Origin of the sequence: Pseudomonas sp. D4-21 (assembly GCF_051132125.1) — a bacterium.
Classification (GTDB): Bacteria; Pseudomonadota; Gammaproteobacteria; order Pseudomonadales; family Pseudomonadaceae; genus Aquipseudomonas.
This window is the reverse complement of record NZ_CP071664.1, coordinates 4,638,665-4,658,709: the sequence shown is the minus strand read 5'-3', so window position 1 is coordinate 4,658,709 and position 20,045 is coordinate 4,638,665. Positions and strand designations below refer to the sequence as shown.

Below are 20,045 nucleotides of genomic sequence, written 5' to 3'. Positions count from 1 at the left end.
TGCTGCGAGTGCCCAGCACTCGATTCCTTTTAGAGCAGACTTTGCAGCTTGCGATGCAACATCGAAACGTTGCTTCCTTTTGCTACAAACCCTGTAAGGGTCTCTGTAAGAAGGGCCGAGACTTTATCAGCTTCAGCTTTGCTTGGGAAGCCCCCAAACACACAACTTCCAGTTCCGGTGAGTTTTGCTTCGGTAAATTTACCTAACAAATTCAATGCGTTACGAATATCTGGATAACGCCTTGCTACCACCGGTAAGCAGTCATTTCGACTGTTTCCCTTGGGAACGGGGCGCACTTTAATGGGAGGAGAGTTACGTGTCAACAGTGGATCTGAAAAAATTTCTGCTGTACTTACAGAGACTTGCGGCACCAGCACCAAGTACCAAGGTTCCTCGGGCTCTACCGGTGTGAGTTTTTCCCCGACGCCCTCGGCGAAAGCCGCGTGGCCACGCACGAAAACCGGTACGTCGGCACCCAGCGAAAGGCCCAGCGCCGCGAGGCGATCCATGTCCCAGCCCAACTGCCAGAGATGATTGAGGCCTAGCAGCGTCGTGGCCGCATTCGAACTGCCGCCACCGATTCCTCCGCCCATGGGCAGGATTTTTTCGATCCAGATGTCGATGCCCAGCGAACAGCCGGATTGCTCCTGAAGCTTCTTCGCCGCCTTGACGATCAGGTTGCTGTCGTGGGGAACACCGTTGAATTCGGTGTGCAAACGGATCACGCCGTCATCGCGCACGGCAAAAGTGATCTCGTCGCCATAATCCAGGAACTGGAAAATCGTTTGCAGCTCGTGATAGCCATCCGGGCGACGACCGAGGATGTGCAGCATCAGGTTGAGCTTGGCCGGGGAGGGCAGCGTCAGGCGTGCAGCGGTCATGTCATTGTCCCAGCTTGCGCGGCTGCCATTGCTTGATGACCAGCGTGACGTCCAGGTTGCTGCCGTGCAGCTTGATGCGCTCCGGCAACCAGTAGCCGTTCTGCTCGGCATAGCTCAGGTATTCGATCTGCCAGTCATCCTGCTCCAGGTTCGACAGGCGGCTGTCGGCGTCCAGGGTCAGACGGCTCTTGCTGTCCGGTGCCGGGAGGCCGCGAACCCACCAGGTGAGGTGGGAAACCGGCAGTTTCCAGCCCAGCTGTTCTTCCAGCAGTGCTTCGGGGCTCGGAGCCTCGTAGCGTCCCTGGTTGGCGACTTCCAGCGAAACCTGCCCTGGCCGGCCGGTCAGCCGCGCCGCACCGCGCCCCAGTGGGCCCGAAAGTCGAATGTCATAGTAATCCTGGCGCTGCAACCAGAACAAGGTACCGCTGCCAGAGTCCTTGGGCGCGCGAATGCCGATCTTGCCGTCGATCTGCCAGCCATCGAGGCCGCTGAGCTGTTCTTTATGCTCGCGCCACTGGGCCGGGTCGCCATGGCCCTGGACGGATTCTCGGGCGCCGAAGCCCGCGCAACCGGCGAGCAGGGCGATGAAACTGAAAATAATGAAGTGGCGCACAAACATAATCTTAGAGGGTCTCTGATCCGGTCAGGCGTTTGATGGTGCCGCGCAGAATCGGGCTGTCCGGTTGTTCCTTGAGGAACTTGTCCCAGATCTGCCTGGCTTCGCGTTGTTTGCCGTTGGCCCACAGTACTTCACCCAGGTGCGCGGCGACTTCCTGGTCGGGGAAGCGCTCCAGGGCCTGGCGCAACAGGCGTTCGGCTTCGTCGAGGTTGCCCAGGCGGAAATTCACCCAACCGAGGCTGTCGAGTACGGCCGGGTCTTCCGGATTGATCCGGTGGGCCTGCTCGATCAGCACCTTGGCTTCATCGTAGCGGGTGGTCCGATCCGATAGCGTGTAGCCGAGGGCGTTGAGGGCCATCGCGTTGTCGGGGTCGCGCTGGATGATCAGCCGCAGGTCTTTTTCCATCTGGGCCAGATCGTTGCGTTTTTCCGCGAGCATGGCGCGGGTGTACAGCAGGTTCAGATCGTCCGGGTATTGCTTCAACGCTTGTTGCAGGACAGTCCAGGCTTTATCGCCCTGCTTGTTGGCCGACAGGGTTTCGGCCTCGATCAGGTAGAGCTGGATGCCATAGTCCGGCTGGGTGTCGCGCTGAACGGCCAGGCGACTCTGGGCCTCGGCCGTCCGGCCGTTGCCGATCAGGATGTCAGCCTGGCGCAGCTGCGCTGGGAGGTAGTCATTGCCCGGGCCGACCTGGGCGTACTCGATCAGCGCGCTCTCGGGATCGTTGCGCTCCTCGGCGATGCGGCCCAGGTTCAGGTGGGCCGAGTCGACGTGGCTTTCCCGGGCTATCAGGTCTTCCAGGTAACCCTTGGCTTCTTCCCACGCCTTGGCCTCCAGGCAGACCAGCGCCAGGGAATAACGCAAATCGTCGTCTTCGGGGTATTGCTGCACCAGGCTGGAAAACTCGACCTTGGCGTCGTCCATGCGGTTGTTTTCCACCAGCATGCGGGCGTAGGTGAGGCGAAGGCGTTTGTCGTCCGGGTACTTCTTGATGCTTTTTTCCATCAGCGGCAGCGCTTCGTCGCCGCGATTCATGCCTTGCAGCAAGCGTGCACGCAACAGGATAGGCGCCACTTCGCCCGCTTCCGGCGGGTTGTCTTCCAACAAGGTGAGGGCGCCTTGGGAGTCGCCGTCCTGCTGCAGCAGCAAGGCCTTGCCGAAAATCAACTGGCCGTTGTTCGGGTGACGTTCCAGCAGGCGATCGAAACTCTTCTTCAAGCCGTCGCGGGTCTCTTGGTCGGTATCGGCGGCGGACAGCGCAAGGAAATCGAAATGGGTATCGCCCTTGCCCAGCAAGACTTTTTCCATGTACACCATGGAATCGTCGTAACGCCCGGCGCGCGCCAGTTGCACGGCGGCGGCGCGTTGCGCTTCGAGGTCGTCCGGGGCGTTTTTGGCCCAGATCAGCGCCGTATCCAGCGCGGCCTGGTCGGCCCCCAGGTATTCGGCAATGCGGAACGCCCGCTCGGAAATGCCCGGATCCTGAGTGTTGATGGCCTGGGTGACGTAGTTATCCAGGGCAATGTCGAAACGATTGCGCTGGCCTGCCAGCTCGGCACTCAGCAGGCTGAAGACAGTTTCTTCGCTGAACGAGCCGTACACCTTGGGCTTTTCGGGAGCCGGAGTGCTGCCTTCGACCGGTGGCGTACCGTCCGTCGAAACGGGGGCCATGGACTGGCAGCCGCCGAGAAAGGCAAAAGCGAGGAGCAACGCAAAAGATCTATTCATATAGGAAGAGGACGACTTACCTGCGGTCGGATCATCATGACACAAGCCATCGGTCAAACATAACCGAGTCTCGGCGGATGCCTTATAGGCACAGGTAATTGTGACAATAGTCGGTGGTGGTTGTTCTCAATCTGGCGAAGTAGGACAATTGCCGGCTTCACGTCACCATCAGCGACCTTGAATGGCCTTCCTTGCACTTGGTATTAACCACAAGACTGCTTCAGTAGATGTCCGCGAGCGCGTGGCCTTTACGCCTGAGCAGCTGGTTGAGGCCCTGCAGCAGCTCTGCCGACTCACCGACAGCCGCGAAGCTGCGATCCTCTCCACCTGTAATCGCAGTGAGCTTTATATAGAACAGGATCACGTCTCGGCCGATTCGGTGCTGCGCTGGCTGGCCGAATACCATGACCTGAGTCTGGAAGAGCTGCGCGCCAGTGCCTATGTACATGAGGACGATGCGGCCGTTCGTCACATGATGCGTGTCGCTTCGGGGCTCGATTCGCTGGTGCTCGGCGAACCGCAGATTCTCGGCCAGATGAAATCGGCCTATGCCGTGGCGCGCGAGGCCGGCACTGTCGGGCCGCTGCTGGGGCGTCTGTTTCAGGCCACTTTCAACGCCGCCAAGCAAGTGCGCACCGACACCGCCATTGGCGAAAACCCTGTGTCCGTGGCGTTTGCCGCTGTCAGCCTGGCGAAGCAGATATTCAGCGATTTGCAACGCAGCCAGGCGCTGCTGATCGGTGCTGGCGAGACCATCACCCTGGTCGCCCGCCATCTGCATGACCTGGGGGTGAAGCGCATCGTGGTCGCCAACCGCACCCTTGAGCGCGCCAGTACCCTGGCCGAGCAATTCGGTGCGCATGCGGTGCTGCTGTCGGATATTCCCGCCGAACTGGTGCACAGCGACATTGTCATCAGTTCCACCGCCAGCCAGTTGCCCATCCTGGGCAAGGGCGCGGTGGAAAGCGCCTTGAAACTGCGCAAGCACAAACCGATCTTCATGGTCGACATTGCCGTGCCCCGCGACATCGAGCCCGAAGTCGGCGAACTGGACGACGTATACCTCTACAGTGTCGATGACCTGCACGAAGTCGTAGCCGAGAACCTGAAGAGCCGGCAAGGCGCGGCGCAGGCCGCCGAGGAAATGATCACCGTTGGCGCCGAGGATTTCATGGTGCGCCTGCGCGAGCTGGCGGCGGTGGACGTGCTCAAGGCGTATCGTCAGCAAAGCGAGCGCCTGCGCGACGAAGAGTTGCAAAAGGCCCAGCGCCTGCTGGCCAACGGCGGCAGCGCCGAAGAGGTGTTGGTGCAACTGGCGCGCGGCCTGACCAACAAATTGCTCCATGCCCCAAGCGTCCAGCTCAAAAAGCTGACGGCCGAGGGCCGCCTCGATGCGCTGGCCATGGCCCAGGAACTTTTCGCCCTCGGTGAGGCTTCACCGGATAGCTTTTCGGATAAAAAATCGCAATGAAAGCGTCACTGCTCAATAAGCTGGACATTCTCCAGGACCGTTTCGAGGAACTGACCGCCTTGCTGGGCGACGGCGAAGTCATTTCCGACCAGAACAAATTCCGCACCTATTCCAAGGAGTACGCGGAAGTCGAGCCGATTGTCGCCACCTATAAGCAACTGCTCAAAGTGCAGGGCGACCTCGAGGGCGCCCAGGCGCTGCTCAAGGACAGCGACCCGGACATGCGCGAAATGGCCGTGGAGGAAGTGCGCGAAGCCAAGGAGCAATTGGTCGAGCTGGAAAGCAATCTGCAACGCATGTTGCTGCCAAAGGACCCGAATGACGGACGAAACGTCTTTCTCGAAATCCGCGCCGGCACGGGCGGCGACGAAGCCGCGATCTTTTCCGGCGACCTGTTTCGCATGTATTCGCGTTATGCCGAGCGTCGCGGCTGGCGGGTGGAGATCCTATCGGAGAACGAAGGCGAACACGGTGGCTATAAAGAAGTCATCGCCCGGGTCGAGGGCGACAACGTCTACGGGAAGTTGAAGTTCGAATCCGGCGCCCACCGCGTACAACGGGTGCCGGCCACCGAATCCCAGGGCCGCATCCATACATCGGCCTGCACCGTCGCGGTGTTGCCCGAGCCGGACGAGCAGGAAGCCATCGAGATCAACCCGGCGGACCTGCGGATCGACACCTACCGTTCTTCGGGGGCTGGTGGCCAGCACGTCAACAAGACCGACTCGGCGATCCGCATCACTCACTTGCCCTCGGGCATCGTCGTCGAGTGCCAGGAAGAACGCTCCCAGCACAAGAACCGGGCACGGGCAATGGCCTGGCTTTCGGCCAAGCTCAACGACCAGCAGACCAGCGCCGCCGCCAACGCCATCGCCAGCGAGCGCAAACTGCTGGTGGGGTCGGGCGACCGTTCCGAGCGCATCCGTACCTACAACTTTGCCCAGGGCCGGGTGACCGATCACCGGGTGAACCTGACCTTGTACTCCCTCGACGAGATTCTGGCCGGTGGTGTGGACGCCGTCATCGAGCCTTTGCTCGCCGAATACCAGGCCGACCAACTGGCCGCGATTGGCGAGTAAGCACGGGTGACCCAATGACCATCATCGCCAGTTTGCTTCGCGCCGCCGAATTGCCGGATTCCCCCACGTCACGCTTGGATGCGGAGTTGTTGCTGGCCGCTGCCCTGGGCAAGTCCCGCAGCTTCCTGCACACCTGGCCCGAGCGGATCGTGCCGAGCGAGGCCGCGCTGGTGTTTTCCGAATATCTACGCCGTCGTCGCTCCGGCGAGCCGGTGGCCTATATCCTCGGGCAGCAGGGTTTCTGGAAACTGGACCTGGAAGTCGCGCCCCACACATTGATCCCGCGTCCCGACACCGAGTTGCTGGTTGAAGCTGCGTTGGAGCTGCTGACAGCCACGCCGGCCCGGGTCCTCGACCTGGGCACCGGCAGCGGCGCGATTGCCTTGGCATTGGCCAGCGAGCGTCCGGCCTGGAGCGTGACGGCGGTCGATCGTGTGCTGGAGGCTGTGGCGTTGGCCGAACGCAATCGCCAGCGCCTGGGCCTGCGTAACGTCGCAATCCTGAGCAGCCACTGGTTCAGTGCGCTGGAAGGCGAACGTTTCGGGCTGATCATCAGTAACCCGCCCTATATAGCCGCCAGCGATCCGCATCTGGCCGAGGGCGACGTGCGTTTCGAGCCGGCCAGTGCGCTGGTGGCGGGGCCGGACGGGCTCGACGATTTGCGCGCGATTGTCCAGCAGGCCCCCGATCACCTCGAGGCAGGCGGCTGGCTGATGCTCGAGCATGGTTATGACCAGGCCGACGCGGTGCGGGGGCTGCTGCAAGAACAAGGTTTTGCCCAGGTCCATAGCCGCAAGGACCTCGGTGATCACGAACGCATCAGTCTGGGACGCCTGCCGTGCTGAACGATCAAGAGCTGCTGCGCTACAGTCGACAGATCCTGTTGCAACACCTCGACATCGATGGGCAACTGCGCCTCAAGCAGAGCCGCGCATTGATTGTCGGTCTCGGTGGCCTGGGCGCGCCAGTGGCGTTGTACCTGGCCGCAGCCGGTGTCGGCGAGTTGCACCTGGCCGACTTCGACACGGTCGACCTGACCAACCTGCAGCGACAGATCATCCACGACACTGATAGCGTCGGGTTGACCAAGGTCGATTCGGCGATGCGCCGCCTCACCGCCATCAACCCTGAAGTCCGACTGGTCCCCCATCCAGCGGCCATGGACGACGACAGCCTGGCTGACGCGGTGGCGGCGGTCGACGTCGTGCTGGACTGCTCCGACAACTTTTCCACCCGCGAAGCGGTGAACGCAGCCTGCGTCGCCGCGGGCAAGCCCTTGATCAGCGGCGCGGCCATCCGCCTGGAGGGCCAACTGTCGGTATTCGACCCGCGCCGCCCCGAAAGCCCTTGTTACCACTGCCTCTACGGGCACGGCAGCGAAGCCGAGCTGACCTGCAGCGAGGCCGGCGTTCTTGGGCCGCTCGTGGGGTTGGTGGGCAGTCTCCAGGCGCTTGAGGCCCTGAAACTGTTGGCCGGCTTTGGTGAGCCGCTGGTGGGGCGCCTGCTGTTGATCGATGCGCTGGGCACGCGATTTCGCGAATTGCGGGTCAAGCGGGATCCGGGGTGCGGCGTTTGCGGTACCCGACATGAGTGAGGCGCCGGTCGGGGTGTTCGATTCAGGGGTCGGCGGGCTGTCGGTGCTGGGGGAAATTCGCCGATTGCTGCCCCATGAGTCGCTGCTGTACGTAGCCGATTGCGGGCATATTCCCTACGGAGAAAAAAGCCCGGAATTCATCCGTCGGCGGTGCGCGATCATTGCCGATTTTTTTCAACGCCAGGGAGCCAAGGCGCTGGTGGTGGCCTGCAATACGGCAACCGTCGCCGGAGTGGCTGACCTGCGTCGTGATTATCCGGACTGGCCCATTGTCGGCATGGAACCGGCGGTCAAGCCGGCCGCTGCGGCGACTCGAAGCGGCATCGTCGGTGTGCTCGCCACCACAGGCACGTTGCAGAGCGCCAAATTTGCCGCATTGCTCGACCGCTTCGCCACGGACGTGCGAGTGGTCACGCAGCCCTGTCCCGGATTGGTCGAACTGATCGAGGCTGGCGACTTGCACAGCCCGGCCTTGCGCCAGTTGCTGCAGGGCTACGTTGCCCCGTTGCTGGCGGCTGGTTGCGACACGGTGATCCTGGGTTGCACGCACTATCCATTCCTCAAGTCACTGCTCAAAGAGATGGTTCCGGAGGATGTCAGCCTGATCGACACTGGCGCTGCCGTGGCTCGCCAACTCCAGCGCTTACTGAGCGAGCGGGCAATAGCTGCCGAGGGGCCTGCTGGCGAAACGCAATTCTGGAGCAGTGCCGATCCGTCACATTTAAGAAAAATCCTACCGATGCTATGGAATTCTTCCGGCATTGTGCGAAGCTTCGTCCTGTAAAAAAAACGTGAAAATTATGTAAATCGTGCTGAACTTCTGTTTTGGCGCGGATTTCTATAGCTCTGTCTGTTTGTAAGAAAAAACTAACTAAAGCTGTCGGAAAAGGATGTTTCTAATGAAGCGTTTATTCTGCTTTGCCGCGCTTGCGGCTGCGTTGCTGGGGCACACTTACACCGCACAGGCGGCAGGCGTGGAGTTCGGGGTCGGCCAGACCGGCGACTCGACCATGACCTATCGCCTGGGCATGCAGTTCGATTGGGACAAGAGCTGGCTGCAGAGTGACGTGGGTCGGCTGACCGGTTATTGGAGCGGTGCCTACACTTACTGGGAAGGGGACAAGACCTCCAGTAACCATAGCCTGTCGTTCTCGCCGGTGTTTGTGTACGAATTTGCGGGTCAGAACGTGAAGCCCTACATCGAGGCGGGGATCGGCGTCGCGTTTTTTGACAATACCGAGATCGAAACCAACAAGCTCGGTACGTCGTTCCAGTTCGAAGACCGTGTCGGTTTCGGCCTGCGCTTCAATGGCGGACACGAAGTGGGCATTCGTGCCACTCACTATTCCAACGCCGGCATCTCGTCGGACAACGACGGGGTAGAAAGTTACGCGCTGCACTACACGATGCCGCTGTAACAGCAAAAACCGTGTCAGCGAGCTTGCTCGCGATAGCGGTGACCAGCGCCTGCACTCGCCTGGTCCACCGCTATCGCGAGCAAGCTCGCTCCACAGGGATCCAGTGCGTCAGACCATTCTTTATCGATACGCCGTCGCAATGCCCTGGCGTTCTTCCAGGCACTCCGGCGCGCCCATCTCGAATTCTCTGCAGATCAGCGGGCGCTTTTCGTAGATCGTGCACATCATGCTGTCGCGATCCAGCGCCGCGCACCAGCCGTCATCGAGCCTCAGCATGACCTCCCCACCCCAATCGTCTGTGTCGATGAAACGTTCCGGAACGCCAGTATCGGTGATCAACATCACTTCCAGCTGGCAGCAGCACGCCGCGCATGTCGAGCATGTGACGACCGGCGCAGGCAGTTCAACGAGGGGGATGGTTTTCATGGCGCGCAGTGTAAGGCAACCGGGTCGATCAGGGTTGTCCCTTGATCGGGGATTCGCCAGCGGGCTGGGTGTCCGCGGGAAAATTGTTGGCCGGGGAGGGTAACGGCCAGAGGGTCTTCATGGAGGCGGCGGGTAGGGGCGTTTCGTGGGGGCGTTCGTTCAACTGCGCCAAGATGTAGTTCGCCGTCGCTGGGGCCGACCATCGGGTCGGGATGGGAAGGCTACCGTCGAGACCCATCGCCGGGTCGTCGAATCCTGGGATAACCAGCGTTACGTCGATGCCTTTGCCGGACGGGGCGCCACGAACCGATTCAAACACCTGGCGCAGCGTAGTGCCGTCGCCTGGCGCGTGGGAGGGCGCCAGGTACGTGACGGGGCTGGTAATGCCTACCAGGTGAGGCGTGCCCCCCTGGCGCAATAACGGCAGCGCCACGTCAATGCAAAAACTTGCAACCAACAGATTGCTGCGGATGATGCGTTCGACCAGCGTATGGTCAGCCGGTTGGCCTTCAACGTATTCGGCCGTTCCGGCATTGATGATCACCGTGTCCAACGCGCCCCATTGCTGGGAAATCAATTGGCCGACCTCTCGAGCGATCTGGCTGTTGGTCAATTTGGCCGGGACCGCCAAGACTTGGTCGGGAAAGCGCTGGGAAAGGAGGTTGGACATTTTAGACGAGCCGATAGCCAACTGCGCCCCGGTCTGAAGCAATGCTTCAGCCAGCGAGGCACCCACGCCATCAGCCGCACCGGTTAGCCAATACCTCCGTCCCAATCCTGTTCTCCTATGCAGAAGCCCTAAGTTAGTAAGACTATATAAGGTCCAGCGCGATGTGAATTCCCGATCTGGCCAATTTCATGTCTGATAATCGCGCTTCAGTTTGATTTCATGTCCTGGCGAGACGGCAACCGCTTGAAGGCCGCCAAAGCCCGCATTCTTGATTGCGCCAGATCAACGATCGGCGACGGATAATCCGTTGCGTCAAACAGTTCGCGCTGGGCATCAGGACGGTGGACACGTTGGTTATCCAAATTGTTCAATTCAGGCAGCCAACGCTTGATAAATAGTCCCTCGCGATCAAATTTCTCCGATTGGCTCAGTGGATTGAAGATGCGGAACCAGGGCGCCGAGTCCGTCCCGGTGGAAGCGCTCCATTGCCAGCCGCCATTGTTGGCCGCCAGGTCGCCGTCGATCAGATGGCGCATGAAAAAACGTTCGCCTTCGCGCCAGTCGATCAGCAGATTCTTGGTCAGGAACATGGCCACCACCATCCGCAACCGGTTGTGCATCCAGCCCGTCTCCAGCAGCTGGCGCATGGCCGCATCGATGATCGGCAGGCCGGTGCGCGCCTGTTGCCACGCCGCCAGTTCATCCGGCGCTTGGCGCCAGGCCAAGGCCTCGGTCTCCGGGCGAAACGCGCGGTGTCGGGACACGCGTGGATAGCCCACCAATATGTGTTTGTAAAACTCCCGCCAGAGCAATTCATTGATCCAGGTCACTGTTCCTGCATTTCCACTTTCGAATTCACCCTGGTTGGCGTGCAGTGCCGCGTGCAGGCATTGGCGCGGCGATACCACGCCGGCCACCAGGTAGGCCGAAAGCTGGCTGGTGCCAGGCCTGGCCGGGAAGTCCCGCTCAGTCAGGTAGTCGTCGATGTGCTGCTCGACAAACCCATCCAGCCGCCGCCGGGCTTCGCTCTCACCGGCCGGCCACAGGGTTCGCAGCGTTTCGCTGGGTGGCTCGAAACCTTCGACGCACGTCGGCACGGGATCACTGGCTATGGCGGTGGACGCTTGCCGGGCAGGCGTGGGCACCACGCTCGGTAGTGAGAAATGCAAGCGTTGGTAGCACACCTTGCGAAACTGGCTGAATACCTGGAAATAGTTGCCGGTCTTGGTCAGCACGCTGCCGGGCTTGAACAAGAGCTGGTCGAGGTGGCTATGAAACTCGACACCCTCTCCAGCCAGCGCACGAGCGACTTCGGTGTCGCGTCGGGTTTCGTTCAGGCCGTATTCTTCGTTGACGTGCACGGCGTCGATGTTCAGCTCCCGGCACAGTGTCGCCAATACTTCTGGCGCCTGGTCCCATTGGGGCGCTTGGCGGATCAGCAGCGGGATGTTCAGTCGTTCCAACGCCGTGCTCAGCGACGCCAGGTTGCGCAACCAGAAATCGACTTTGCAAGGCGCATCATCGTGGGCGCGCCATTGCCCCGGGCTTGGCAGATATACCGCCACGCAGGGGCCTCGGGCGGCAGCGGTGGCAAGCGCGGTGTTGTCGTGCACGCGCAAATCGCTGCGCAGCCAGATCAATTGCATGGACATACTCTTTAAAGAAGCGCCCGACGATTCAGTTCGGCGTGAGCGCAGAGCGGGTTTTCGGCCCAACTGACGTGGGGCATCGAGACGTCGGTGGATAGCCTGGCGAGATGAATGGACACGGCCGGGCCGGCGATGATGATCGGGCAGTCGACGGCATTCAGTTGCCTAGGCAATTGGGAAAGGTTCAAGGCATTGCTTGAATACAGCAACACGGCGCGGGCCTTGAGCCGTTCGACCGCCAGCGCCAACTCTCCCGCCGGCAAAGGCGCATCGAAGACCTCCACGGGGCAATCGGAGCTGCTGGCGAGCCAGGCCGTCAACCACAGGTGCGGTTCCTGGGACGACAGAGAATGATTGACCATCAGCAACGGCGCGCCATGCACCTGGCGGTTGTTGTGGTAGACCCGGCTGCCGAACTTGCTGCGCAGCCAGGAATAAAAGAACACCTGCTCCAACTGCGCGCCGAACTGCCCTTGCCAACGTGTCTGCAATTCGTCGAGCAAGGGCAGCAGCAACTGTTCGCAAACAGTACTGGGCGGATAAAGCGCCATCGCCTGGTTGACCAGATGATCGACTTGCCGCTCGGCCAGTTGCATCACCGCCAGGGCAAGGGCGTGGCGCTGGCACTGCCAATCATCTTCCAATGGCTCGTCGGGCGGCTGCGGAGTGTCGAGCAACGGCTTGACCTTGCTCACGGCCACGCCGCGATTGATCCAAGTGAGGATGCTCTGGATCCGTTGCACATGTTCAGCGCTGAACAAGCGATGGCCCTTGGGGGTGCGGTGCGGCACGATCAAGCCATAGCGGCGCTCCCAGGCACGCAGCGTGACGGCGTTGACGCCGGTCCGCCGGGACACTTCGCGTATGGGCAGCCAGCCCTGCGCCAGCGCTGTGGCAAAATCAGCGCCGAGGTCTTCGCTGGCGCTGGAGTCGGGTTCGTCGTTCATCAGATGGCGTTTCGCAGGCTGAGATTTTCCGGGTGGGGTTGCAGGTACGCCTGTTGCGCGAGATATGGATCGGGATGCTGGCGCAGGTGATGCTTGAGTAACGTCAGCGGCACCACCAAGGGCACGATGCCGAGGCGATATTGCTGGATGAGGTGCTGCACTTCCCGCTTGTCATCGGCGCCGATGGCGCGTTTGAGATAGCCGCTCAAATGTTGAAGTACGTTGGCGTGGGTTCGACGGGTGGCGCATTTCTTCAAGGCCGTCATCAGGGCACTGAAATAACGCGGGCCCAACTCATTGGGATCCGACGTGCCCATGTTGCCCAACAGGTTGCCGAGGGCCTTGTATTGCACCGGATCGTGAGCCATCAGCAAGTATTTGTAGCGCGAGTGGAATTCAATGAGATCGCGCCGGGTCAGGTCGCGACGGCGCAGCGATTGCCAAGCGGCGTAGACGAACACACGAGTGAGGAAGTTCTCACGCAATACCGGGTCGTTGAGGCGACCGTCTTCTTCCACCGGCAGGTCCGGATGGCGTGCACAAAAGGCCTGCGCGTAGATACCACGCCCGCCGCCGTCCTGGGGCACGCTGTTGTGATCGTAGACCTTGACCCGTTCCAGCCCGCACGACGGCGACTTCTGCATGAAGATGTAGCCGCAAACGTCGTTTAGTTCCTCAGCCATTTGCCGACCGTAATCGTCCAGTGATTGGGTGACGTCGAGATCGCGGTTCACGGTGCCGACCGCGTGGGGTTGCTCGGGTTTGCCCACCAGCCGAATCGGTTCCCGGGGAATGCCCAAGCCTATGGCGACCTCAGGGCAAACCGGGACGAAATCGAAAAAGTCATTAAGCGTGCGGCTGCATAGCTGTGATTGCTTGTGCCCGCCATTGAAGCGAACTTCGGCGCCCATCAGGCATGCGCTGATAGCAATCTTGGGTTTGGCGTTCGCTTCGCTGGGCATGAGCTACCTCTGGGATAAAATCTTGTACATATTTACTTCGCTGTACAATATTTTTAATCATAGGTCTGAATGGACACAAGTCAACCGGCAATGGAATGAACGGGCGATGCCACGGATGGCGCAGATGGGCTGCTGTCTGTTGCGACAGCAGCGAGGGAGGCAAGGGCGATTTATTGGAGGCTGGCGTGCAACCGGCGCGCGGCGTCCTGGCCGCTGAGCCAAGCCCCTTCGACCCGGCCGGACAGGCACCAATCTCCGCATACGTACAACCCCAGGTCGGCATCGGCCAGCGCGCCCCATTCGTGACTGCTGGCGGGGCGGGCGTACAGCCAGCGGTGGGCCACGCTGAAGCTCGGAGCGGGCATGGCGCTGTGCAGCAGTTCGGCGAAGGCACCGTGCAGGTGTTCGATGACCGCTTCCTTGGACATGTCGATGTGCTGGCGGCTCCAGTCGCTGGTGGCGTGCAGCACCCAGGTGTCGAGCTTGCTATCGCGGCCTGGCTTGCTGCGGTTGCGTGCCAGCCAGTCGAGAGGGCTATCCTGTACGAAGCAGCCTTCCATGGGCGTATCCAAAGGCTGTTCGAAGGCCAGCGCCACCGCCCAGGTCGGGTCCATTTTTACCCCGGCGGCCACGCCAGCCAGTTTCGGCACCGCGGCCAGTAATGCGGTCGCCTGGGGCGCGGGCGTGGCGATGACCACCTGGCCGAACGGGCCATGGGTGAACCCTTCAGCGTCCTGCAGATGCCAGTGCTCCTGGCCGCGAAACACTTCGGTGATGCGGCAGGAGAACTGCACGGGCAGGTCGCCGAGCAGGGCTCGGGTAATCGCGCTCATGCGCGGGGTGCCGACCCAACGGGTCTGTTCGTCCGGTGAAGGGCTCATCTGCCCGTCCTGGAAGTGATAGAGCTGCGGGTTCCATTCCGCTGCCCAGCCGTTGGCTTGCCAGCGCTGCACCTCCGTGACGAAGCGCCGGTCCCGGGCAGTGAAATACTGGGCGCCCATGTCCAGCGCGCCAGCGTCGCTGCGCTTGCTCGACATGCGTCCGCCGCTACCGTGGCTTTTATCGAAAAGTTGGATGACATGCCCGGCCTCCGTCAGGGCCTGGGCGGCGGAGAGTCCGGCGATGCCGGTGCCGATGATTGCGATAGGTACAGTCATGAGGGCCTCGTTTACTTTCTGTACAGACTACGCCGTCGTTTAATCCTGTACAATTTTGGTTTTTGGTATAAGTTTTACCGTTCGCGTTTTGGCAGGTTGTCCTATTGTTAGAAACAGACCTTGGCCGATGTGAAAAATCTCTACCTATAAAAATAGACTAATGGGCCGGGTAAAACGCGATGCGAGGAACACCTCATGCACATATTGCTGACCGGCGGTACTGGTTTGATCGGACGTCAGCTCTGCCAGCACTGGTTGGAGCAAGGCCATCGCTTGACGGTATGGAGTCGTCGACCCGAGCAGGTGGCGAAAATCTGTGGGGCGCAGGTGCGCGGCATCGCCGCGCTCGATGAAATTGGCGAGCCGGTGGACGCGGTGGTCAACCTCGCCGGCGCGCCCATCGCTGATCGGCCCTGGAGCCACAAGCGCAAGATCTTGCTGTGGAGCAGCCGCATCACGTTGACCGAGGCTTTGCTTGCATGGCTGGAACGGTGCGAGCAGAAACCGCAGGTGCTGATTTCCGGATCCGCCGTGGGCTGGTATGGCGACGGTGGCGAGCGGGAGCTGACCGAGGAATCAGGGCCGGTCAGCGAGGACTTCGCCAGCCAGCTGTGCATCGCTTGGGAGGAAACGGCGCAGCGGGCCGAGGCCTTGGGCCTGCGCGTGGTCCTGGTTCGAACCGGCCTGGTCCTGTCCGCCGAGGGCGGCTTTTTGTCGCGGTTGCTGCTGCCCTTCAAACTGGCGCTGGGCGGGCGTATCGGCAACGGGAGACAGTGGATGCCATGGATACATATCGACGATCAAATCGCTCTGATTGATTTTCTTCTGCACCGCAGTGATGCCAGCGGTCCTTATAATGCCTGCGCGCCGAACCCGGTGCGCAACCGCGATTTTGCCAAGGCCCTGGGGCACGTGTTGCATCGCCCGGCCGTGGTGCCGATGCCGGAGCTTGCGCTGAAAGTCGCGTTGGGGGAATTGTCATTGCTGTTGCTGGGCGGCCAGCGCGCCACGCCGGCCCGATTGCAGGCGGCGGGTTTTTCATTCCAGTTCACTGATTTGCCCGCGGCCCTGGAAGATTTATCGGGTCGCCTTTGAAATAGGACGTTGCATGACCGATCACGCGTTGCTTCTGGTGAATCTGGGTTCGCCTGCCTCCACCTCGGTGGCCGATGTGCGCCGCTACCTCAATCAATTCCTGATGGACCCGTACGTGATCGACCTGCCATGGCCGGTCCGGCGGTTGCTGGTGTCGCTGATCCTGATCAAGCGCCCCGAACAGTCTGCCCACGCCTACGCGTCGATCTGGTGGGAAGAGGGCTCACCTCTGGTAGTGCTCAGCCGCCGCTTGCAACAGGCGATGACCGCCCAATGGACGCAGGGGCCCGTAGAGTTGGCGATGCGTTACGGCGAGCCGTCGCTGGAGTCCACCTTGGTGCGCCTGGCGAGCCAGGGCCACAAGAGCATCACCCTCGCCCCGTTGTATCCGCAATTTGCCGACAGCACTGTCACCACAGTCATCGAAGAAGCCAAGCGGGTTGTGCGCGAGAAGAAGCTCGACGTGAAACTCTCGATTCTCCAGCCTTTCTACGATCAACCGGAATACCTCGATGCGCTGGTTGCCACCGCCAAGCCGTACCTGATGCAGGACCATGATCATCTGTTGTTGAGTTTCCATGGCTTGCCCGAGCGGCACCTGACCAAGCTCGACCCCACGGGTTACCACTGCTTCAGGGATGCCGACTGCTGCAAGAACGCGCCGCCTGAAGTCATGGCGACCTGTTACCGCGCCCAGTGCATTCGTACCGCCGAATTGTTCGCCCAGCGCATGGGCCTGACGCAGGGTAAATGGTCGGTGTCGTTCCAGTCGCGATTGGGCCGTGCCAAGTGGATCGAACCCTACACCGAAGCGCGTCTGGAGGAACTGGCCAAGAGCGGCGTGAAAAAAGTCCTGGTGATGTGCCCGGCGTTCGTGGCCGATTGCATCGAGACGCTCGAGGAAATCGGTGATCGCGGCCGAGAGCAGTTCCGCGAGGCGGGAGGCGAGGAGTTGGTACTGGTGCCATGTCTCAATGACGATTCGCGCTGGGCGCAGGCCTTGAGTACCCTCTGCGAACGGGCGCCTCTAGCGCTATAAAAATTCTGCGGCCCCTTCGCGAGCTGGCTCGCTCCCACAGTAGATCTCGAGTGGTCACAAAATTTGTGTTCACAACAGATCTCCTGTGGAAGCGAGCCTGCTCGCCAAAGCAATCTGACTGACAACAATAACCTCAAGCTGAGTCAGACCAGAGGCTCATCCGCCTTCTTCTGCTTCCATCCGTCATTGCCCGGCAAGATCAGGTTCAACGCGATCGCCACCACGGCGCACAGCGCGATGCCCTTGAGGCCGAAGTCGTCCGGGCCCGTGCCGGTGCCGACCAGCACGCCGCCGATGCCGAACACCAGCGTCACCGAAACGATCACCAAATTGCGCGCCTCGCCCAGATCGATCTTGTGACGAATCAGCGTGTTCATGCCCACTGCGGCAATCGAGCCGAACAACAGGCACAGGATCCCACCCATCACAGGCACCGGAATGCTTTGCAGCAGCGCGCCGAACTTGCCGATGAACGCCAGGCTGATGGCAAAGATCGAGGCCCAGGTCATGATCTTCGGGTTGTAGTTCTTGGTCAGCATCACCGCGCCGGTGACTTCGGCGTAAGTGGTGTTGGGCGGGCCGCCGAAGAGGCCGGCTGCGGTGGTGGCGACGCCGTCGCCGAACAACGTGCGATGCAGGCCCGGCTTCTTCAGGTAATCGCGACCGGTCACGCTGCCCACGGCAATGACGCCGCCGATGTGCTCGATGGCCGGTGCCAGCGCGACGGGCACGATGAACAGGATCGCCTGCCAGTTGAACTCCGGTGCGGTGAAGGCGGGCAGGGCGAACCAGGGGGCCGCGGCGATCTTCGCGGTGTCGACGACGCCAAAGAAAAACGCCATGGCGAAGCCCACCAGCACGCCGGAGATGATCGGCACCAGGCGGAAAATGCCCTTGCCGAACACGGCGACAATCAACGTGGTGAGCAACGCCGGCATCGAAATCATCATCGCGGTCTGATAATGAATCAGCTCGGTGCCGTCGCCGGCCTTGCCCATGGCCATGTTCGCGGCAATCGGCGCCATCGCCAGGCCGATGGAAATGATCACCGGACCGATCACCACCGGCGGCAGCAGGCGGTCAATGAACCCGGTGCCCTTGATCTTCACCGCCAAGCCCAGAAACGTGTAGACGAAACCGGCCGCCATCACGCCGCCCATGGTCGCCGCCAGGCCGAACTGGCCCTTGGCGAGGATGATCGGTGTGATAAAGGCAAAGCTCGACGCCAGGAACACCGGCACCTGGCGCCCAGTGACGATCTGGAACAGGATCGTCCCCAGGCCCGCCGTGAACAGTGCCACGTTCGGGTCCAGGCCCGTGATCAGCGGCATCAGCACCAGCGCGCCGAAGGCGACGAACAGCATCTGCGCGCCGGACAGCACCTGACGCCAGAGCGGATCGTTGAATTCGTCCTGCATGCTCAGGCGTCCTTCTGCTTGGTGCCGAAGATCTTGTCGCCGGCATCGCCCAGGCCCGGAATGATGTAGCCGTGTTCGTTGAGTTTCTGGTCGATGGAGGCGGTGTAGATGGTCACGTCGGGGTGGGCATCTTCCACGGCCTTGATGCCTTCGGGCGCGGCGACCAGCACCATGGCGCGGATATCGCGGCAACCGGCCTTTTTCAACAGATCGATGGTGGCGACCATCGAGCTGCCGGTGGCGAGCATCGGGTCGATGATCATTGCCAGGCGTTCGTCGATTTCCGGCACCAGTTTTTCCAGGTAGGTGTGGGCTTGCAGGGTCTGCTCGTTGCGAGCCACGCCCACGGCACTGACCTTGGCGCCCGGGATCAAGCTGAGCACGCCTTCGAGCATGCCGATACCGGCGCGCAGGATCGGCACAACGGTAATCTTCTTGCCGGCGATTTTCTCCACTTGCACCGCACCGGCCCAGCCGGCGATCTCGTAGGATTCGAGCGGCAGGTCTTTGGTGGCTTCGTAGGTGAGCAGGGCGCCGACTTCCTGGGCGAGTTCGCGGAAGTTCTTGGTGCTGATGTCTGCGCGGCGCATCAGGCCGAGTTTATGTCTGATCAGCGGATGGCGGATCTCGAGGATGGGCATGGGGAAGGCTCCGGCGGCGGGCAAAAAAACCGGCCTAGATTAATCTATCCGAGGGTGTTGTCCTATAGACAATACAGAACGTTAGTCCACAAATGCTTGATCTGGCCGGGCGGGATGCGTACCTTTGCCCGCTTTTCCGAACTGCCACCCCTGGAGAGCGCACATGTCCGCTGATCTCGAGCATATCCGTCAAGTCATGCGAGAGGCTGACTGCCTGTACACCGAAGCTGAAGTCGAAGCGGCCATCGCCCGTGTCGGTGCGCAAATCAACGATCAATTGGCTGAAAGCAATCCGGTCGTGTTCTGCGTGATGAACGGCGGGCTGATTTTCTCCGGCAAGCTGCTGACCTATCTGAACTTCCCGCTGGAAGCTTCCTACCTGCACGCCACCCGTTATCGCAACGAGACCAGCGGCGGCGACCTGTTCTGGAAAGCCAAGCCGGAAGTCTCGTTCATCGACCGTGACGTGCTGATCATCGATGACATCCTGGATGAAGGGCATACCCTGGGCGCGATCATCGATTTCTGCAAACACGCTGGCGCCCGCGCGGTGCACACCGCCGTGCTGATCGACAAGGACCACGACCGCAAGGCCCGTCCTGACCTGAAGGCCGATTTTGTCGGCCTGCCGTGCATCGACCGCTACATCTTCGGCTACGGCATGGACTATAAAGGCTACTGGCGCAACGCCAATGGCATTTTCGCCGTCAAGGGGATGTAATCGGATGACTGGCCCTGCCTTCCTGGATCAAGCCTTGTTCGATGAGCTGGCCGAGAAGGCCGGGGCCAGTGCGCGTGGGCGCCAACACCACAATTTCCACCAGATGGATGAGCCTTGCCACCGCATGGCGGTGGGTTTGCAGCCCTCGACCTACATCCCGCCGCATCGCCACCTGAGCGCCGACAAGGCTGAAACCTTACTGGTGCTCAAAGGCCGCCTCGGTGTGTTGATCTTCGATGAAACCGGAACCGTGACCGGCAAGCGCATCCTGCAGGCCGGTGGCGATTGCCTCGGTGTCGATCTGCCGGCCGGTGTCTACCATGGCCTGGTGGTACTGGAGGCTGACAGCCTGATGTTCGAATGCAAAGCCGGCCCCTACCGGCCGGTGGGCGACGGCGAACTGGCCCCTTGGGCGCCCCGCGAAGGCGAGCCCGGCGTTGCGCAATACCAGGCCTGGATGCGCGCTCAATTCGACTAATATCGATGGCGATCGCGCTTTTATGAGGCCCGCGCTGATAGCCTGTGCCGC

The 20,045-nt window shown here is 61.2% G+C and carries 21 protein-coding genes; 10 read left to right on the top strand and 11 right to left on the bottom strand.

The window, feature by feature from the left end; translation table 11 throughout:
- Positions 1-29 precede the first annotated feature (29 nt).
- Genes ispE through J3Q04_RS20915 form a run of 3 tightly spaced genes read right to left on the bottom strand, consistent with a single transcriptional unit; the run spans position 30 to position 3,229 of the window.
- Positions 30-881 (bottom strand): 4-(cytidine 5'-diphospho)-2-C-methyl-D-erythritol kinase, encoded by an 852-nt coding sequence (gene ispE / locus J3Q04_RS20925; protein WP_434609575.1) that lies wholly within the window; start codon positions 879-881, stop codon positions 30-32.
- Between the two features lies 1 nt (position 882).
- The gene (gene lolB / locus J3Q04_RS20920; RefSeq protein WP_420764066.1) at positions 883-1,500 is read right to left on the bottom strand and encodes a lipoprotein insertase outer membrane protein LolB; all 618 of its coding nucleotides are present in this window, start codon (positions 1,498-1,500) and stop codon (positions 883-885) included.
- Positions 1,501-1,504: 4 nt separating this feature from the next.
- A complete protein-coding gene (locus J3Q04_RS20915; RefSeq protein ID WP_434609578.1) occupies positions 1,505-3,229 on the bottom strand; it encodes a tetratricopeptide repeat protein in 1,725 nt (574 codons plus the stop codon).
- A 181-nt stretch (positions 3,230-3,410) separates the two neighbouring features.
- On the opposite strand from J3Q04_RS20915, the gene hemA reads away from it, so the two are divergent.
- The 6 genes from hemA to J3Q04_RS20885 all read left to right on the top strand — a co-directional run bounded on the left by hemA (position 3,411) and on the right by J3Q04_RS20885 (position 8,791).
- Positions 3,411-4,700: a glutamyl-tRNA reductase gene (gene hemA, locus J3Q04_RS20910; protein WP_039592198.1), complete on the top strand. Its 1,290-nt coding sequence runs from the start codon at positions 3,411-3,413 to the stop codon at positions 4,698-4,700.
- Complete coding sequence (prfA, locus tag J3Q04_RS20905) at positions 4,697-5,779, top strand: peptide chain release factor 1 (protein ID WP_039592197.1); 1,083 nt, start codon at positions 4,697-4,699, stop codon at positions 5,777-5,779. Before hemA ends, prfA begins: the two co-directional genes overlap by 4 nt.
- Positions 5,780-5,793: 14 nt before the next feature.
- Positions 5,794-6,624, top strand: a complete 831-nt coding sequence (prmC, locus tag J3Q04_RS20900; RefSeq protein WP_434609581.1) for a peptide chain release factor N(5)-glutamine methyltransferase — start codon at positions 5,794-5,796, stop codon at positions 6,622-6,624.
- Complete coding sequence (locus J3Q04_RS20895; RefSeq protein WP_434609583.1) at positions 6,618-7,373, top strand: molybdopterin-synthase adenylyltransferase MoeB; 756 nt, start codon at positions 6,618-6,620, stop codon at positions 7,371-7,373. Before prmC ends, J3Q04_RS20895 begins: the two co-directional genes overlap by 7 nt.
- A complete protein-coding gene (gene murI, locus J3Q04_RS20890; protein ID WP_434562341.1) occupies positions 7,366-8,157 on the top strand; it encodes a glutamate racemase in 792 nt (263 codons plus the stop codon). Before J3Q04_RS20895 ends, murI begins: the two co-directional genes overlap by 8 nt.
- Positions 8,158-8,272: 115 nt before the next feature.
- Positions 8,273-8,791 (top strand): acyloxyacyl hydrolase, encoded by a 519-nt coding sequence (locus J3Q04_RS20885; protein ID WP_434562343.1) that lies wholly within the window; start codon positions 8,273-8,275, stop codon positions 8,789-8,791.
- Positions 8,792-8,911: 120 nt separating this feature from the next.
- Here J3Q04_RS20885 and J3Q04_RS20880 read toward each other — a convergent pair whose 3' ends face one another.
- The 6 genes from J3Q04_RS20880 to J3Q04_RS20855 all read right to left on the bottom strand — a co-directional run bounded on the left by J3Q04_RS20880 (position 8,912) and on the right by J3Q04_RS20855 (position 14,602).
- Positions 8,912-9,217 (bottom strand): YkgJ family cysteine cluster protein, encoded by a 306-nt coding sequence (locus J3Q04_RS20880; RefSeq protein WP_420764073.1) that lies wholly within the window; start codon positions 9,215-9,217, stop codon positions 8,912-8,914.
- 28 nt (positions 9,218-9,245) lie between these two features.
- A complete protein-coding gene (locus tag J3Q04_RS20875) occupies positions 9,246-9,953 on the bottom strand; it encodes an SDR family NAD(P)-dependent oxidoreductase (RefSeq protein ID WP_434611520.1) in 708 nt (235 codons plus the stop codon).
- 140 nt (positions 9,954-10,093) lie between these two features.
- Positions 10,094-11,533 carry a deoxyribodipyrimidine photo-lyase gene (gene phrB / locus J3Q04_RS20870; protein ID WP_434609586.1) on the bottom strand — a complete coding sequence of 480 codons (1,440 nt, stop codon included), beginning with the start codon at positions 11,531-11,533 and terminating at the stop codon, positions 10,094-10,096.
- 11 nt (positions 11,534-11,544) lie between these two features.
- On the bottom strand, positions 11,545-12,483 hold the full coding sequence (locus tag J3Q04_RS20865) for a MerR family transcriptional regulator (protein ID WP_434609588.1): 939 nt from the start codon (positions 12,481-12,483) through the stop codon (positions 11,545-11,547).
- Positions 12,483-13,445: a YbgA family protein gene (locus J3Q04_RS20860; RefSeq protein ID WP_434609590.1), complete on the bottom strand. Its 963-nt coding sequence runs from the start codon at positions 13,443-13,445 to the stop codon at positions 12,483-12,485. The genes J3Q04_RS20865 and J3Q04_RS20860 overlap by 1 nt, the downstream gene beginning before the upstream one ends.
- 170 nt (positions 13,446-13,615) lie before the next feature.
- Positions 13,616-14,602 carry an NAD(P)/FAD-dependent oxidoreductase gene (locus J3Q04_RS20855; protein ID WP_434562351.1) on the bottom strand — a complete coding sequence of 329 codons (987 nt, stop codon included), beginning with the start codon at positions 14,600-14,602 and terminating at the stop codon, positions 13,616-13,618.
- A 195-nt stretch (positions 14,603-14,797) separates the two neighbouring features.
- Here J3Q04_RS20855 and J3Q04_RS20850 point away from each other — a divergent pair, with 195 nt between their 5' ends.
- Together J3Q04_RS20850 and hemH are read left to right on the top strand one after the other, a co-directional pair.
- The gene (locus J3Q04_RS20850; protein ID WP_420764079.1) at positions 14,798-15,697 is read left to right on the top strand and encodes a TIGR01777 family oxidoreductase; all 900 of its coding nucleotides are present in this window, start codon (positions 14,798-14,800) and stop codon (positions 15,695-15,697) included.
- Positions 15,698-15,710: 13 nt separating this feature from the next.
- Complete coding sequence (hemH, locus tag J3Q04_RS20845) at positions 15,711-16,736, top strand: ferrochelatase (RefSeq protein ID WP_434609593.1); 1,026 nt, start codon at positions 15,711-15,713, stop codon at positions 16,734-16,736.
- Positions 16,737-16,879: 143 nt separating this feature from the next.
- Here hemH and J3Q04_RS20840 read toward each other — a convergent pair whose 3' ends face one another.
- Complete coding sequence (locus J3Q04_RS20840; protein WP_434562355.1) at positions 16,880-18,154, bottom strand: uracil-xanthine permease family protein; 1,275 nt, start codon at positions 18,152-18,154, stop codon at positions 16,880-16,882.
- 2 nt (positions 18,155-18,156) lie between these two features.
- Positions 18,157-18,795, bottom strand: coding sequence for a uracil phosphoribosyltransferase (gene upp / locus J3Q04_RS20835; RefSeq protein ID WP_039592183.1), 639 nt, complete (start codon positions 18,793-18,795; stop codon positions 18,157-18,159).
- A gap of 163 nt (positions 18,796-18,958) precedes the next feature.
- On the opposite strand from upp, the gene J3Q04_RS20830 reads away from it, so the two are divergent.
- Together J3Q04_RS20830 and J3Q04_RS20825 are read left to right on the top strand one after the other, a co-directional pair.
- On the top strand, positions 18,959-19,516 hold the full coding sequence (locus J3Q04_RS20830; protein WP_030138595.1) for a hypoxanthine-guanine phosphoribosyltransferase: 558 nt from the start codon (positions 18,959-18,961) through the stop codon (positions 19,514-19,516).
- A 4-nt stretch (positions 19,517-19,520) separates the two neighbouring features.
- Positions 19,521-19,994, top strand: coding sequence for a WbuC family cupin fold metalloprotein (locus J3Q04_RS20825; RefSeq protein WP_434562357.1), 474 nt, complete (start codon positions 19,521-19,523; stop codon positions 19,992-19,994).
- Positions 19,995-20,045 lie beyond the last annotated feature (51 nt).

Bases quoted from the DNA above. Each gene is read 5' to 3' on its own strand.
- ispE (WP_434609575.1), bottom strand. From the start codon at position 881: ATGACCGCTGCACGCCTGACGCTGCCCTCCCCGGCCAAGCTCAACCTG.
- lolB (WP_420764066.1), bottom strand. From the start codon at position 1,500: ATGTTTGTGCGCCACTTCATTATTTTCAGTTTCATCGCCCTGCTCGCC.
- J3Q04_RS20915 (WP_434609578.1), bottom strand. From the start codon at position 3,229: ATGAATAGATCTTTTGCGTTGCTCCTCGCTTTTGCCTTTCTCGGCGGC.
- hemA (WP_039592198.1), top strand. From the start codon at position 3,411: ATGGCCTTCCTTGCACTTGGTATTAACCACAAGACTGCTTCAGTAGAT.
- prfA (WP_039592197.1), top strand. From the start codon at position 4,697: ATGAAAGCGTCACTGCTCAATAAGCTGGACATTCTCCAGGACCGTTTC.
- prmC (WP_434609581.1), top strand. From the start codon at position 5,794: ATGACCATCATCGCCAGTTTGCTTCGCGCCGCCGAATTGCCGGATTCC.
- murI (WP_434562341.1), top strand. From the start codon at position 7,366: ATGAGTGAGGCGCCGGTCGGGGTGTTCGATTCAGGGGTCGGCGGGCTG.
- J3Q04_RS20885 (WP_434562343.1), top strand. From the start codon at position 8,273: ATGAAGCGTTTATTCTGCTTTGCCGCGCTTGCGGCTGCGTTGCTGGGG.
- J3Q04_RS20880 (WP_420764073.1), bottom strand. From the start codon at position 9,217: ATGAAAACCATCCCCCTCGTTGAACTGCCTGCGCCGGTCGTCACATGC.
- phrB (WP_434609586.1), bottom strand. From the start codon at position 11,533: ATGCAATTGATCTGGCTGCGCAGCGATTTGCGCGTGCACGACAACACC.
- J3Q04_RS20865 (WP_434609588.1), bottom strand. From the start codon at position 12,483: ATGAACGACGAACCCGACTCCAGCGCCAGCGAAGACCTCGGCGCTGAT.
- J3Q04_RS20860 (WP_434609590.1), bottom strand. From the start codon at position 13,445: ATGCCCAGCGAAGCGAACGCCAAACCCAAGATTGCTATCAGCGCATGC.
- J3Q04_RS20855 (WP_434562351.1), bottom strand. From the start codon at position 14,602: ATGACTGTACCTATCGCAATCATCGGCACCGGCATCGCCGGACTCTCC.
- J3Q04_RS20850 (WP_420764079.1), top strand. From the start codon at position 14,798: ATGCACATATTGCTGACCGGCGGTACTGGTTTGATCGGACGTCAGCTC.
- hemH (WP_434609593.1), top strand. From the start codon at position 15,711: ATGACCGATCACGCGTTGCTTCTGGTGAATCTGGGTTCGCCTGCCTCC.
- J3Q04_RS20840 (WP_434562355.1), bottom strand. From the start codon at position 18,154: ATGCAGGACGAATTCAACGATCCGCTCTGGCGTCAGGTGCTGTCCGGC.
- upp (WP_039592183.1), bottom strand. From the start codon at position 18,795: ATGCCCATCCTCGAGATCCGCCATCCGCTGATCAGACATAAACTCGGC.
- J3Q04_RS20830 (WP_030138595.1), top strand. From the start codon at position 18,959: ATGTCCGCTGATCTCGAGCATATCCGTCAAGTCATGCGAGAGGCTGAC.
- J3Q04_RS20825 (WP_434562357.1), top strand. From the start codon at position 19,521: ATGACTGGCCCTGCCTTCCTGGATCAAGCCTTGTTCGATGAGCTGGCC.